Here is a 16,397-nt window from a genome sequence, read left to right as displayed (position 1 = left end):
GAGCAGATACCAACGGACTCTCGCGGACTCTCGCGAGGGGCAAGAATCCGGTGGGCGTCGAAGGCGCGCCTACCCCTAACCGCCCCTACCGGCCGACCAAGGGCTCAGCCGACCCCGAGTTCCTTGTCGATGAAGGCGAGCACGTCGGCGGCGCTTGCCTCCTGGAGGCGGTCGGCGACGGCGGCTGTGTCGGTGGCGTCCGTTCCGTCGGCGCTCTCGGTGAGCCTTGCGATCAGCGACTGGAGCCGGGCGGGCAGCCTGGTCCTTGCGATCTCCTCGGGCGGGAGGGCGGTCATCGTGGCTTCCAGCCGGGCAAGGTCGGCCAGTACGCCGTCGACGGTTCCCGGTGCGTCGTCGAAGAGTTCCTTGCGCAGGTGCCGGGCGAGCGCGGCCGGGGAGGCGTGGTCGAACACCAGGGTCGCGGGCAGCAGTACCCCTACTGTGGCGCCGATCCGGTTGCGGAGATCGATCGCGGTCATCGAGTCCATGCCGAGGTCCTTGAAGGCACGGTCCTGCCCGATCTCCGCCGGGTCGTCGTAGTTGAGCACCTGTGCCACCTGCTCGTTCACCAACTGGAGCAGCGCCGGCTCCCGGTCGGCCTCGGGCAGCGCTGCCAGCCTGGCGACCAGGGCCTGATCGCCGCCGCCGCCATCGCCATGGCCGCTGCCATTGCCGTTGCCAGGTCCGGTGCCGGACGGTCCGGGGCGGTCGTGAGCCGCGAGGGCGGCGGCCACTTCGGGCAGTGCCCGCATCAGGGGACGCGGGCGGGCGAGGGTGTAGGTCTCGGCGAACCGCGGCCAGTCGAAGTCGCCTGCCACGAGGTGGGTTTCCCGGTCTTCCAGGGCCTGGCCGAGGAGGGCCAGAGCCGGCTCGGCGTTCAGGGCCGGAGCGCCGAGCCGCCGCAGCTGGGCCGCCGCCTCCTCATCGACCATGCCTCCCCGCCAGGCACCCCAGGCGACGGAGGTCGCCGCGAGGCCACGGGCCCGGCGCCGGTGCGCCAGCGCGTCGAGGAATGCGTTCGCGCCCGCGTAGGCGCACTGCCCGGCGCTGCCCCAGACGGCGGCGCCCGAGGAGAAGAAGACGAAGGCTTCCAGCGGCTGCTCGGCCAGTAGTTCGTCCAGATGCGTGGCACCGGCGATCTTCGGTCGGCCGATCTCCGCGAACTCCTCCAGGGTCGTCCCGGACAGCCTCGCCGACTGGTGCATGACTCCCGCGACGTGGAACACAGCGGTCAGCGGGTCCTGCGCGGGCACGCTGTCCAGGAGTGCGGCAAGAGCGTCTCGATCGGTGACATCACAGGCGGTGACGGTGGATCGGGCGCCCAACTCGGCCAGTTCGGCCGCCAGTTCGCCGACGCCTTCCGCGTCGGGTCCTCGGCGGCTGGTGAGCAGCAGGTGCTCGGCGCCGTTTCGGGCCAGCCAGCGCGCGACATGGGCGCCGAGGACACCCGTGCCGCCGGTGACGAGCACGGTTCCGTGCGGCTTCCACGGCCGCTGCCGCGGCTGCCGGTCGGTGTCGGTGTCGGCGGTGCGTGGGGCGCGTACCATCCGGCGGGCGAACGTGCCGGACGGGCGGAGTGCCAACTGGTCCTCGACCGGGTGTCCATCGTGGCCGTCGTGGCGATCGTGGCCATCGTGGCTGTGGAGCGCTTCCGCGAGGTGGTCGGCCATGACGTCGTCCAGCGTGCCGGGCACGTCGATCAGACCGCCCCAGGTGTCGGGGTGGTCCAGCCCCAGTACGGTCCCCATCCCCCACACCACCGCCTGCGCGGGGCGGATCTCCTCGTCGCCCACAGGGACGGCACCGGAGGTCAGGCACCACAGCCGCGCGGTGACGCCGAGCGTCTCCAGGGCCTGGACCAGGGCGATCGTTGCCGCCGTGCCGCGCGAGAGAGTCGGCTGCCGGTGGTGCGGCTCCTCGTCCAGGGCAAGCAACGAAAGCACCCCGGCGGGAGTCGCGTCGGTGGTGGCGAAGTGTTCGCGCAACTGGGCTACGAGCCCATCCTCGTCCGTACTCTCCGCGACGATCGGGACCACGTGGGCGCCGCCACGCCTGGCGAGCCCTTCGACGACCGCCGAGGTCAGCGGATGAGCACGGTGTGAGGGCGGCACCACGACCGTCCAGCTCGCGGAGCGTGCGGCGTCCGGCGCCGATGTGGTCGCCGTACCAGCTGGCGTACCGGTTGGCATACCGGTTGGTGTACGGATCCCCGTACCGGCTGCCGTGCCGAGCTGGACGGGATGCCAGGCGATCCGATAGCGGAGGCGGTCCAGAGCGGACCGATCGCGGTTGCGGCGGCGCCAGGACGACAGCGCGGGCAGCACCTGTGCCAGATCGGCGGGCCCTATGCCGAGATCCGCCGCGAGGGAGCCGAAGTCCTCGCTCTCGACCGCCTGCCAGAACCCGCGCTCGACAGCATCGCCAGCCCCTGGAGCTTCGTCCGTCGCCGGGGCCAGCCAATAGCGTTTGTGCTGGAAGGGGTAGGTGGGCAGGTCGACGGGGTGGGTGGGCTGGTCGTTGAAGAGAGCGGGCCAGGTGACGGGGATGCCTCGGGCGTGGAGGTGGCCGAGTGCGTTGACGAGGTGGGGGGTTTCGGGCCGGTCCCGACGCAGGGTGGGGATCGCGTCCCCGTCCTGGTCGGCCAGTGTGGTGAGGGTGGCGTCGGGGCCGATCTCCAGGAACGTGGTCACGCCTTCGTTGCGCAACGCCTGCATGCCGTCGCCGAACCGGACCGCCTCACGTACGTGGCGTACCCAGTAGTCGGGCGTGCACAGGGTTTTCGGGTCGGCGAGGGTGCCGGTGAGGTTGGAGACCAGGGGGATGACCGGCGGGTGGAAGGTGACTTGGACGGCGACCTCGCGGAAGGTGGCGAGGATGGGGTCCATCAGTGGGGAGTGGAAGGCATGGGACACCCGCAACCGCTTGGAGTGCTCGAAGCGGGCCGCAGCCTCCGCCACCGCGCTCTCCTCGCCGGATATGACCACCGCGTATGGGCCGTTGACCGCTGCGATCGCCACCTGTTCCATGCCTTCCAGGACGGCGGCGACCTCGTCCTCGGTGGCCCGCACCGCGACCATCGCACCGCCAGCGGGCAGTGCACCCATCAACCGGCCGCGCGCTGCCACCAGCGCACACGCATCCGGCAGCGAGAACACCCCGGCCAGATGCGCGGCCACCAGTTCACCGACGGAGTGCCCGGCGACATAGTCCGGCCGCACACCCCACGACTCCAGCAACCGGCCCAGGGCCACTTCCAGAGCGAACAGCGCCGGTTGCGCGAACTCCGTACCGTCCAGACGCCCATGCCCGGCGGAATCGGCAGAGTCGTCGGCGGGCCACATGACTTCCCGCAGGGGCAGGTCCAGTTCCCCGGTCACCTCGTCCAGGGCGCGGGCGAACACCGGGAACGACTCGTACAACTCCCGCCCCATACCCAACCGTTGACTGCCCTGACCGGAACAGATGAACGCCAGCTTGCCCGGACGGGCCGAACCCGAGGCGACAACATCCGCCCCCGCCTCACCTGCCGCAACCCTGTCCAGCCCAGCCACCAACTCAGGCGTGTCCGCACCGACCACCACCGCTCGGTGCTCCAGTGCGGCACGCGTGGTGGCCAGCGAGTGGGCCACGTCGACCCGGTCCAGGTCCTGGCCAATGACATGGTCCGCCAGTCGCGCGGCCTGCTCCCGCAATGCCTGTTCGGTACGGGCCGACAACACCCACGGCACCACCGGCAGAGCCGGGACGGACTGCTGGGTCTGCTCGGTCCGCTCGGAGCTCTCGGTCTGGGGGGCCTCTTCGAGGATGACGTGAGCGTTGGTGCCACTGATACCGAACGACGAGACACCCGCTCGGCGCGGACGCCCCTCGGGATGCCAGGGCTGGGCCTGGGTAAGCAGCTCCACCGCCCCCGCCGACCAGTCCACATGCGGCGACGGCTCGTCCACGTGCAGCGTCCGGGGCAACAGACCGTTGCGCATGGCCATGACCATCTTGATCACACCGGCCACCCCGGCCGCCGCCTGCGTGTGCCCGATGTTCGACTTCAACGACCCCAGCCGCAACGGCCGGTCCCCGGGCCGGTCCTGACCGTACGTGGCCAGCAGTGCCTGCGCCTCGATCGGGTCACCCAGGGACGTCCCCGTACCGTGGGCCTCCACGACGTCGATGTCCGCCGGGGACAGGCCCGCGTCGGCGAGCGCCTGGCGGAGCACGTGTTGTTGGGCGGGGCCGTTGGGGGCGGTCAGGCCGTTGGAGGCGCCGTCCTGGTTGACCGCCGAACCCCGGATGACGGCCAGCACCCGGTGGCGGTTGCGCCGCGCCTCGGACAACCGTTCAAGGACCAGCACTCCCACCCCTTCCGACCAGCCCGTACCGTCGGCCGAGGCCGAGAACGCCTTGCACCGGCCGTCCCGGGACAGCACGCCCTGGCGGCTGAACTCCACGAACACGTCCGGTGCGCACATGACCGTGGCGCCTCCGGCGATCGCCAGCGTGCACTCCTTGCGGCGCAGCGCGGCACAGGCCAGGTGAAGGGTGACCAGCGAGGTGGAGCAGGTGGTGTCGATGGAGACCGCGGGGCCCTGGAGGCCCAGGACGTAGGAGATCCGGCCGGAGAGGACAGCTGTGGAGTTGCCGAGGAGCAGGTAGCCGGCGACGTCGTCGGGCACGTTCATGGTCCGGCCGGCGTAGTCGTGGTACATGGCTCCGGCGAAAACCCCGGTCCGGCTCTCGCGCACTGACAAAGGGTCGATGCCCGCGCGTTCCAGTGCCTCCCAGGTGGTCTCCAGCAGCAGACGCTGTTGCGGGTCCATGGCCAGTGCCTCGCGCGGGCTGATGCCGAACAGCCCGGCGTCGAAGTCGGCGATACCGGAGAGGAAGCCGCCTGCCTGGGCGTGGCTGGTCCCGGGCCTGTTGGGGTCGAGGTCGTGGAGGGACGCGAGGTCCCAGCCTCGGTCGGTGGGAAAGGGTGACAGGGCGTCGTGGCCGCCTGCGACCGTCTCCCACAACTCCTCGGGAGAGGTCACACCGCCGGGCAGCCTGCAGCCCATGCCGACGACGGCGATCGGCTCGTGTGCCCTTTCCTCGGTTTCGCGAAGACGTCGGCGGGCCTCGCGGAGGTCGACCGTGGCGCGTTTGAGGTAGTCGCGGAGTTTCTCGTCGTTCGCCATTCCGTCAGGCACTCCCTGGCAGTCCGAGTTCGGCGTCGAGAACTTCGAAGAGCTCGTCGTCCGTGGCCGATTGAAGATCTGTGGTGAGTCCGGCCGAGCCGTCCGCCGGGTTCGCGTCCGGGTCGGCGTCGGCCAGCCGGCCGTGCCAGCGGCGCAGCAGCGTCTCCAACCGTCCGGTGATCCTGGTGAGTTCGCCGTCGCCCTGGGGCACCGCGGCCAAGGCGGCTTCCAGCCGGTCCGCCTCGGCCAGTACCGAGCGAAGGCTCTGCCCGTGGCCGGTCGGCCACTGGGCGGCCAGTTGCTCGCCGAGGTGCCGGGCCAGCGCGGCCGGGCTCGGGTAGTCGAAGACGGCAGTGGCCGACAGGTGCAGGCCGGTGACCTTCTTGATCTGGTTCCTGAGTTCGATCGCGGTCAGCGAGTCGAAGCCGAGGTTCTGGAACGTGTGGTGGGCCTCGATCGCGGTCGCCTCGCCCGTGGTGTGGCCGAGGACGGCGGCCACATGGCCGCGCACCAGGTCGGTGAGCGCACGTTCGCGTTCGCTGTCCGAGAGTGCGGCGAGCCGTGCCGTCAGGGCTCGCCCGTTGTCGCCCGCCGCGTCCTGGGCCGTACGCCGGGACGAGGGGGTGGGGACCAGGCCGCGCAGTGCCACCGGCAGGTTCCCGGCCTGGGCCTGTGCCCGAAGGGCGCCGAGGTCCAGCCGCAGCGGCAACAGCGCGGGGGCGTCTCCGGGCGCGGCCCACACGGCCCGCACGGCCCGCACGGCCATGGAGAAGAGCCGGAGACCCTCGTCCGGCGAGAGTGCCTGGATGCCGTTGCGGAGCATGCGGGAGCGGTCGGTGTCGGCCAGGTCTCCGGCCATGCCCAGGCCTCCGCTCCACGGTCCCCAGCCGAGCGACTGGCCTGGCAGGCCGAGGTCGTGGCGGTGGTGGGCGAGTGCGTCGAGGAACGCGTTGGCAGCCGCGTAGTTGCCCTGGCCTGCGGTGCCGAGGGCGCCTGCGGCGGAGGAGAACAGAACGAAGGCCGACAGGTCCAGGCCGCGCGTCAGTTCGTGCAGGTGCCATGCGGCGTCGACCTTGGCGCCGAGCACGTTGTCGAGGTGCCGTGGTGTCAGGTCGGTGATCAGGGCGTTGTCCAGGACACCTGCGGAGTGCACGACGGCGGTCAACGGATGCTCGGCGGGGACATCGGCCAACAGCCCGGCGATCGCGTCCCGGTCGGTGATGTCGCAGGCGGCGATCGTGGTCCGGGCGCCCAGCTCGGCCAGTTCGGTGACCAGGTCCGAGGCGCCGGGCGCGTCCATGCCACGACGGCTGGCCAACACCAGGTGGCGCATGCCGTGTTCGGTCACCAGGTGCCGGGCGATCTGCCGGCCGAGTCCCCCGGTGCCGCCGGTGATCAGCACGGTGCCGTCAGGGTCCCAGTCCGGCGTTTCGCGCCGCTGGTCCGCTTCCACGGACGTGTCGGCTGGTTGCCGCGCAAGGCGGGGGGCCAGGAGGCGGTCGCCGCGCACGGCCAGTTGCGGTTCGTCGGCGGCCAGGGCGGTTTGGAGACTGAGCAGGGGGGTGCGGAGGGAGGTGTACGGGGCCGGTAGGTCGATCAGTACGATCCGGCCGGGTTCCTCCTCCTGCGCGGCGCGCGCCAGGCCCCACACCGCCGCGTGTCCCAGGTCGGTGACGCTCTCGTCGGGTGCGGTGGCCACGGCACCGCAGGTGGCAAGGACCAGCCGGGTCGCCTCCAACCGGCCGTCGGTCAGCAGCGTCCGGAGGGCGTCGAGAGCGTCATCGACCGATGCGCGGACGGACTCGGGCACGGGGCGGGCGGGGTCCTGTTCCGCGCCGACGACGAGTACGGTCCCGGGCACGGGCAGGTCCCCGGAGCCGACCGCGTCCAGCAGTGCGGCCATGTCCGGATAGGCGCCGGGGTCGGCGGCAGCACGGCCCACAACTGCCCAGTCCGGCGCGACGGGATCGGTGAGGGACGCCGGGGCGGAGACCGGTACCCATTCGAGCCGGTACAGCGAGCCGGAAGTGTGCGTGCCGATGGCGGTGTTGAGCTGGTCGCCGGTCACCGGGCGGGTGGTCAGCGACTCCACGGTGATCACCGGCGTTCCGGTGGCGTCGGCCGCGCTGATGGCACCGCCTGAGATCCGAACCCTCAGGGCGGACGCCCCGGACGTGTGCAGTCGTACGCCGTTCCAGGCGAAGGGCACCGATGGGGCCTGTTCGTTCTCGCCCTTGCCGTTGTGTTCGGCGTTCTCGTCGTATTCGTCGTATTCGTCGTATTCGTCGTCCGGGGTGAGGAGTGCGGCTTGCAGGGCGGCGTCGAGCAACGCGGGGTGGATGCCGTAGGAGGTGGCGTCGGTGGTCTGGGCGGAGAGTTCGACCTCGGCGAACAACTCGTCGGTACGGTGCCAGGCGGCACGTACGCCCTGGAAGACGGGGCCGTAGTGGAGGCCCCGTTCGGCCAGCCGGTCGTAGAAGTCGTGGAGTGGTAGGGGGGTGGCGTGGGCGGGCGGCCATGTGTCCATGGCTGTTGGGGTGTTGGTGTTGGTGTTGGAGGTGGGGGTGGGGGTGGGGGTGGTGTCGGGGGTGGGGGTGGTGTCGGGGGTGAGGATGCCTTCGGCGTGCAGGGTCCATTCCTCGTCGAGGGCGGTGTTCTCGGGTCGTGCGTGTATGCGCAGCTGACGGCGGCCGTCTGGATCGGGGGCGGCTGCCATCACCTGTACGGCGACGCCTCCGTGTTCGGGTAGGAGGAGTGGGGTGTGCAGTGTGAGTTCCTCCACCACTGGACAGTTCGCTTCGTCGCCTGCGCGGATGGCCAGTTCGACGAAGCCGGTGCCGGGGAACAGGACGGTGCCCATCACTGTGTGGTCGGCCAGCCAGGGCTGTTGCTCGACCGAGAGGCGGCCCGACAGGACCACGCTCCCCGAGCCGGGCAGCTCCACCACCGCGCCCAGCAAGGGGTGTTCGGCACTTTCCAGTCCTGCCTGCTCCACGTCCACTGTGTCCTGGGTGGCGTGCATCCAGTAGTGCTGGTGCTGGAAGGGGTAGGTGGGCAGGTCGACGGGGTGGGTGGGCTGGTCTGTGAAGAGGGCCGGCCAGTCGATGGGGATGCCTCGGGTGTGCAAGTCGCCCAGGGCGTGGAGGAGTTGGGCGGGCTCGGGTCGGTCCCGGCGCAGGGCGGGAACCGTGTCCCCGTCCTGGTCGGCGAGGGGGGTGAGGGTGGCGTCGGGGCCGATCTCCAGGAACGTGGTCACGCCTTCGGCACGCAACGCCTGTATGCCGTCGCCGAACCGGACCGCCTCGCGTACATGGCGTACCCAGTACTCGGGCGTGCACAGCTCCTTCGGATCCGCGAGAGCACCGGTTAGGTTCGAGACCAGCGGAATCACCGGCGGGTGGAAGGTGACTTGGGCGGCTACCTCACGGAAGGCGGCGAGCACCGGGTCCATCAAGGGTGAGTGGAAGGCGTGGGAGACCCGCAACCGCCGGGTGTGCTTGAAGCGGGCTGCGGCCGACAGCACGGCGGATTCCTCGCCGGAGATGACCACCGCGTCGGGGCCGTTCACCGCCGCGATCGCCACCCACTCCAGACCGAGCTCCAAGCCCGCCAGGACAGTAGCGACCTCGTCCTCGGTGGCCCGCACCGCGACCATGGCACCCCCGGCGGGTAGCGCACCCATCAACCGGCCGCGTGCTGTCACCAGCGCACACGCGTCCGGCAGCGAGAACACCCCGGCCAGATGCGCGGCCGCCAGTTCACCGACGGAGTGCCCGGCAACGAAGTCCGGCCGCACACCCCATGACTCCAGCAGCCGGCCCAGCGCCACCTCCAGCGCGAACAGTGCCGGCTGCGCGAACTCCGTACCCTCCAGACGCTCGTGTCCGGCAGAGTCGTCCGGGGGCCACATCACCTCCCGCAGCGGCAGCCCCAGTTCCCCGGTCACCTCGTCCAGGGCGCGGGCGAACACCGGGAACGACTCGTACAACTCCCGGCCCATGCCCAGCCGTTGGCTGCCCTGGCCGGAGCAGATGAACGCCAGCCGGCCACCGACCGGCACCCCACCGAGCCGCTCACCCCGGGCCACCGCCTCCAGCCCGTCCACCAGCTCAGCCGTATCCGCACCGACCACCACCACCCGGTGCTCCAGTGCCGCACGCGTCACAGCCAGCGAATACCCGACATCCACCGGGGCCAGATCCCGCCCGGCGACATGAGCAGCCAACTGAGCGGCCTGCGCCCGCAACGCCTCCCCGGTGCGGGCCGACAACATCCACGGCACGACGGGAAGACCCGGCGCGGACCCGGCCGGAATGTCGTCCAGGAGATCCGGAGCCTCTTCGAGGATGAGGTGGGCGTTGGTTCCGCTGATACCGAACGAGGAGACGCCCGCGCGGCGCGGATGACCGTTGTGCTGCCAGGGCTGCGCCTGGGTGAGCAGCTCCACCGCCCCCGCCGACCAGTCCACATGCGAGGACGGCTCACCCACATGCAACGTCCGGGGCAACAGGTCATTGCGCATCGCCATGACCATCTTGATCACACTCGCGACACCCGAAGCCGCCTGCGTATGCCCGATGTTGGACTTGAGAGACCCCAGCCACAATGGCCGGTCCCCCGACCGATCCTGGCCATACGTGGCCAGCAACGCCTGCGCCTCAATAGGGTCACCCAACGCCGTCCCCGTGCCGTGCGCCTCCACCGCATCCACCTCAACGGGAGACAACCCCGCACTGGCCAGCGCCTGCCGGATCACCCGCTGCTGAGAAGGACCATTCGGAGCAGTCAGCCCATTGGATGCGCCGTCCTGGTTGACCGCCGAACCCCGAATGACCGCCAGGACTTGGTGACCGTTGCGCCGGGCCTCGGAGAGCCGTTCCAGGACGAGGATCCCCACCCCCTCCGACCAGCCCGTACCGTCGGCCGAAGCCGAGAACGCCTTGCAGCGGCCGTCCGGGGCCAGGCCTCGCTGGCGGCTGAACTCCACGAAATTGAGGGGCGTGGACATCACCGTCACTCCGCCGGCCAAGGCGAGGCTGCATTCGCCGTTGCGCAGCGATTGAGCAGCGAGGTGCAGGCTCACCAGTGAGGACGAACACGCGGTGTCCACCGAGATGGCCGGACCCTCCAGGCCGAGCGTGTAGGCGATGCGTCCGGAGACGATGCTGCCCGCACTCGCCTCAGTGGGGTAGTCGTGGTACATCACCCCGGCGAACACCCCGGTGGGAGTGCCCTTCAGCGAGCCCGGCACGATCCGGGCCCGTTCCAGCGCCTCCCACGAAACCTCCAGCAACAACCGTTGCTGCGGGTCCAGTTCACGCGCCTCACGCGGCGAAATCCCGAAGAACTCCGGATCAAAGCCCCCCGCACCCTCCAGGAACCCGCCCTCATGCACGTAACTCGTGCCGGGGCGTACGGACTCCGGGTCGTAGAGCCGCCCCAGTTCCCAGCCCCGGTCGGCCGGGAACTCGGTGATGGCGTCGACGCCGTCCGCCACCAGCCGCCACAGGTCCTCAACTCCCTTGACCCCGCCCGGATATCGGCAGGCCATGCCCACGATGGCGACGGGTTCGTCGGTTGCCGCGGGCAGCACGGGGACGGTCGGCCTGGCCCGGTCCCCGGCACCCAACACATCGGACGACATCTCGGACAGCACTTCGGACAGCAGGTGAACGGCGAGCGCCCGTGCGCTCGGCCGGTCGAAGACAACGGTGGCCGGCAGGTTGGCACCGGTGACGCCGTTGAGTCGGTTGCGCAGTTCCAGCGCGGTCAACGAGTCGAAGCCCATCTCCTGGAAGGCCCGGTCGGGCTCGATCGCCTCGGGGGACGCGTGCCCGACCACCGCTGCCGTATGGGTGCGGACCAGCTCCAGGACAGTCCTCAGCGCCTCCGGCTCGGAGAGACCGCCCAGTTGCCCGGTCAGTTGCCCGGCCGGTCCGCTGTCAGAGACAGCCGCGGTGGCCGTCCGCGCGCTCGGCCTGGTCCGGGCGATGGGGCGCAGCAGGGGCGGAAGCTCGGTGCCCGTGCCCGTGCTCGTGCCCATGCCGGGCCCCTCGCTGTACCGGGCAGCACGCCCTCGGGAGCGCAGAACGGACGCGTCGAGGACCAGCGGGGCGAGCAGCGCATGGCCGGTGGTGAGCGCCTTGTCGAACAGGTCAATGCCCTGGTCGGTGCTGAGGGCGGGGAGTCCCAGGGAGCGGAGGCGGTTGAGATCGGTCTCCGTCAGCTGGGCGGTCATTCCGACCGGCAGGTCCCAGGCGGCGTAGGCGAGGGAGGTGGCGACCAGGCCGTTGGCGCGGCGGTGCTGGGCCAAGGCGTCGAGGAAGGTGTTGGCTGCGGCGTAGTCACCCTGACCGGCCGCGAGGACAAGACCGCCGGAGGAGGAGAACAGTACGAACGCCGACAGGTCCAAGTGGCTTGTGAGCCTGTGCAGATGCCAGGCCGCATCCACCTTAGGGTGCAGCACCCGTCGCATCGACTCGGAGGTGAGACCGGTGATCAAGCCGCCTTCGGCGACTCCGGCGGCGTGCACCACTCCAGTCAGTGGGTGCTCGCCGGGAATCCGGGCAAGCAGACCGGCCAGCGCGTCCGGATCGGCGACATCGCAGGCGGCGACGGTGACATCGGCTCCGTACCCGGTCAGCTCCTCGGCCAGCTCGGCCGCGCCGGGGGCGTCGGGGCCTCGACGGCTGGTGAGCAGCAGGTGCCGTACGCCGTGACGGGTCACCAAGTGCCTGGCCACCAGGCTGCCGAGGCCGCCGGTACCGCCGGTGATCAGGACGGTGCCGGTGGCGTCCCACGGCGACGCCGGTCGACCCACGTCGACGGGCTCGACGGGCTCGGAGGGATCGGAGAGATCGGAGAGATCGGAGAGATCGGAGAGATCGGTCCTGGCGAGCCTGGGCACCAGCAAGGTGCAGCCGCGCAACGCCATCTCTTCCTGGCCGCTGCCCAAGGCCTCCGCCAGCAGGCGGGGTTCCGGCCGGCCGGCGTCATCCCGCGCGTCGATGTCCAGCAGGGCAAAACGGCCGGGGTTCTCCTGCGCACCCGCTCGCACCAGCCCCCATACGGGTGCCTGAGCCAGGTCGGCGATGTCCTCGTCCGGGGCGACGCCCACGCCACAACCGGTGACCACCACAAGCCGGGAGGCGGACAGCCGGTCGTCGGCGAGCCATGCCTGCAGCACCGGTAGCACCTGGTCGGCGACCCTGAGGACGTCAGAAGGGACCTCTGTGTCATCCGCGTCGGGGGAGAGGCGACGGGCGTCGAGCAGCACGTCGCTCGGTACGGTGGCGCCTGCCTCGATCGCCGCGACCAGCGAGGCGAGATCCGGGTGAACCGCGACCTCGGGCCGACCGGGCAGGTGGTCGTCACCGATGACGGCCCAGGCGTCGACGGGCGTCGCGGGGCCGGGGGCAGGTGCCCAGTGAACGCGGTGGAGCGCCGCCCGCTCCCCCGTGCCGCCACCCAGTTGGGCGGAGGTCACTTGCCGCGCAACGATGCCGGCGATCTCCGCAACCGGCCGCCCCTGGCCGTCGGCGACCGACACGGAGTTCCCGCCCGGAGAGACGCGGACGCGCAGCATGGCGGCGCCCGAGGCATGCACGGTGACCCCGTTCCAGGCGAACGGGATGGCCGGGCCGCCCTGCTGTTCCTCGCTCAGGATGCTTACGTGCAGGGCGGCGTCGAGCAGGGCGGGGTGGAGGCCGTAGGAGGCGGCGTCACCCACGGCGTCGTCGGGCAGGGCGACCTCGGCGAAGAGTTCGGCGCCACGCCGCCAGGCCGCTCGGACGCCCTGGAAAAGGGGACCGTAGCCGAAGCCCCGCTCAGCGAGGCGTGGGTAGAAGTCCGACACGTCGGTTGCGACCGCGCCCTCGGGGGGCCAGGTCCGTAGGTCGGTGATGGCGGTGTCGGCGGCGGAGACTGCCGGGGCGAGGATGCCACTGGCGTGCGGGGTCCACTCCTCCTCGGCGGGCGTGTGCTCGGACCGCGAGTGGATCGCTATCCTCCTGCGGCCCGAGGCGTCCGGGCCGTCCACCACGATCTGGAGCGCGACCCCGCCGCGCTCGGTCAGGACGAGGGGGGCCTGGATGGTCAGTTCCTCGATGACCGGGGTGGCGACCTGGTCTCCGGCGTGGATGGCCAGTTCGACGAATGCCGTGCCCGGGAGCAGCACGGTGCCGAGCACCTCGTGGTCGGCCAGCCAGGGATGAGTGGCAAGGGACAGCCTGCCGGTCAGCAGCAGCCCGTCCGATCCGGGAAGCGTCACCATGGCGCCCAACAGCGGGTGTTCCGCCGGTCCCTGACCCACGCCGGCGGGGTCACCGGACGGTGTGGCCCCGTCGAGCCAGTAGCGCCGACGTTGGAAGGGGTACGTAGGCAGGTCGATGAGGTGGGCTGGTCGGCCTTCGAAGAGGGCTGGCCAGGTGACGGGTACGCCTCGGGTGTGCAAGTCACCCAGGGCGTTGAGGAGTTGGGCGGGCTCAGGCCTGTCCTTGCGCAGGGCAGCGATCGCGTCCCCGTCCTGATCAGCCAGGACAGTCAGCGTGGCGTCGGGGCCGATCTCCAGGAACGTGCCAACTCCCGCGTCGCGCAACGCCTGCATGCCGTCACCGAACCGGACCGCCTCGCGTACATGGCGTACCCAGTAGTCGGGCGTGCACAGCTCCTCCGGGTCCGCGAGGCTGCCGGAGAGGTTGGACACCAGCGGGATCACCGGCGGATGGAAGGCGACCTGCGCGGCGACCTCACGGAAGGCGGCGAGCATCGGGTCCATCAGCGGCGAGTGGAAGGCATGGGACACCCGCAACCGCCGGGTGTGCTTGAAGTGGGCTGCGGCTGACAGCACCGCCGTCTCCTCGCCGGAGATCACGACGGCATCGGGGCCATTGACCGCTGCGATCGCCACCTGCTCCAGACCGAGCTCCTGGTCCGCCAGGACCGCCGCGACCTCGTCCTCGGTGGCCCGCACCGCGACCATCGCACCACCCGCAGGCAACGCACCCATCAACCGACCACGCGCCACCACCAACGCACACGCATCCGCCAACGAGAACACCCCAGCCAGATGCGCAGCCGCCAACTCCCCCACCGAATGCCCAGCCACAAAGTCCGGCCGTACACCCCACGACTCCAGCAACCGGCCCAGCGCCACCTCCAGCGCGAACAACGCCGGCTGCGCAAACTCCGTACCCTCCAGACGCTCGTGTCCGGAAGAGTCATCCTCCGGCCACATCACCTCCCGCAGAGGCAGCCCCAGCTCCCCGGTCACCTCATCCAGGGCCCGGGCGAACACCGGGAACGACTCGTACAACTCCCTGCCCATACCAAGCCGTTGACTGCCCTGACCGGAACAGATGAACGCCAGACGACCACCGACCGGCATCCCACCCGGCCGCTCACCCCGGGCCACCGCCTCCAGCCCACCCACCAACTCAGCCGTATCCGCACCGACCACCACCACCCGGTGCTCCAGTGCCGCACGCGTCACAGCCAGCGCATACCCGACATCAACCGGGTCCAGATCCCGCCCGGCGACATGGTCTACCAGCCGCGCCGCCTGCTCCCGCAACGCCTCCCCCGTACGAGCCGACAACAGCCACGGCACGGCGGAAGGACGCGAGGCAGGTACGGCCGAAGAGTCCTCCGGAAGGTCCGGGGCCTCTTCGAGGATCAGGTGGGCATTGGTGCCGCTGATACCGAACGAGGAGACGCCCGCCCGGCGCAGGCGGCCGTCGCGCTCCCACGGGCGTGGCCGGGTGAGCAGTTCGACCGCGCCCGCCGACCAGTCCACATGCGGCGACGGCTCACCCACATGCAACGTCCGGGGCAACACACCATGACGCATCGCCATGACCATCTTGATCACACCGGCCACCCCGGCCGCCGCCTGCGTATGCCCGATGTTCGACTTCAACGACCCCAACCACAACGGCCGGTCCCCCGACCGATCCTGGCCATACGTGGCCAACAACGCCTGCGCCTCAATAGGGTCACCCAACGCCGTCCCCGTACCATGCGCCTCGACGACGTCGACATCCGCCGGGGACAGACCCGCGTCGGCGAGCGCCCGGCGGATCACGCGCTGCTGGGAAGGCCCGTTCGGGGCGGTGAAACCACTGCTGGCACCGTCCTGGTTGACCGCCGAACCGCGGATGACGGCCAGCACCCGGTGACCGTTGCGCCGCGCCTCGGACAACCGCTCAAGGACCACGACACCCACCCCCTCCGCCCAGCTCGTGCCGTCGGCCGAGGCGGAGAACGCCTTGCACCGGCCGTCCGGGGACAGGGCGCGCTGGCGGCTGTACTCGACGAACATCCTGGGCGTGGACATCACCGTGACCCCGCCGGCGAGGGCGAGGGTGCACTCGCCCCGGCGCAGCGCCTGGGCGGCCAGGTGGAGGCTCACCAGCGAGGAGGAGCAGGCGGTGTCCACCGAGACCGCCGGTCCTTCCAGGCCGAAGAGGTAGGACACCCGCCCGGAGACGATGCTCGCGACGCTGCCGGCGGCGAGGTACGCCTCAAGGTCTTCGGGGATGTCGGCCGCGGCTGAGCCGTAGTCGCAGTACATGACTCCGCCGAACACGCCTGTGCTGCTGCCGCGCAGTGCCGCCGGGTCGAGGCCGGCGTGTTCCAGCGCTTCCCAGCAGGTTTCCAGGAGGAGGCGTTGCTGGGGGTCCATGGCCTGGGCCTCGCGCGGTGAGATGCCGAAGAACTCGGCATCGAAGTCTGTGACACCGTCGAGGAATCCGGCCTCGCGGACGTAGCTGTGTCCGGTGCTGTCGGGGTCGGGGTCGTAGAGTCCCTCGGTGTCCCAGCCGCGGTCGCCGGGGAAGGGTCCGATGCCGTCCTCGCCTGCGGCGACCAGTCGCCACAGGTCGTCCGGGGTGGTGATCCCGCCGGGGAGCCGGCAGCTCATGCCGACGATGGCGATCGGCTCGTGTTCCCTGTCCTCTGTTTCGCGCAGACGTCGGCGGGCCTCGCGGAGGTCCGCAGTGGTCCGCTTGAGGTAATCGAGAAGTTTCTCTTCGTTCGACATCCCTACACCCGCCTGCTCGATACGTCCGGGAAGCCGGCGTCGCCGTTCGCCGACGTGCGGGAGTCACCGACTCGGCCGGAATTCCCGTATTTCGTGCCGGACTTGCCTCCGCCAACGCCAACGCCACCAGAAACACCATGACCAACGCCACGATCAACGCCACGACCAACGCCGATATCGGTGCCACT

The 16,397-nt window shown here is 70.7% G+C and carries 2 protein-coding genes; both read right to left on the bottom strand.

The genetic code is table 11. The annotated features are described in order from the left end of the window. Positions 1-104: 104 nt before the first annotated feature. Positions 105-5,171 carry an SDR family NAD(P)-dependent oxidoreductase gene (locus ACFWXQ_RS44865; protein ID WP_383954150.1) on the bottom strand — a complete coding sequence of 1,689 codons (5,067 nt, stop codon included), beginning with the start codon at positions 5,169-5,171 and terminating at the stop codon, positions 105-107. A gap of 4 nt (positions 5,172-5,175) precedes the next feature. Then, positions 5,176-16,209, bottom strand: coding sequence for an SDR family NAD(P)-dependent oxidoreductase (locus ACFWXQ_RS44860; RefSeq protein ID WP_386270346.1), 11,034 nt, complete (start codon positions 16,207-16,209; stop codon positions 5,176-5,178). Positions 16,210-16,397: the final 188 nt, after the last annotated feature.

Origin of the sequence: Streptomyces sp. NPDC058697, from assembly GCF_042715345.1 — a bacterium.
GTDB lineage: Bacteria > Actinomycetota > Actinomycetes > Streptomycetales > Streptomycetaceae > Streptomyces > Streptomyces liliifuscus.
Note: the sequence above shows the minus strand (reverse complement) of the source record. Positions and strands in the feature narration are given on the sequence as shown.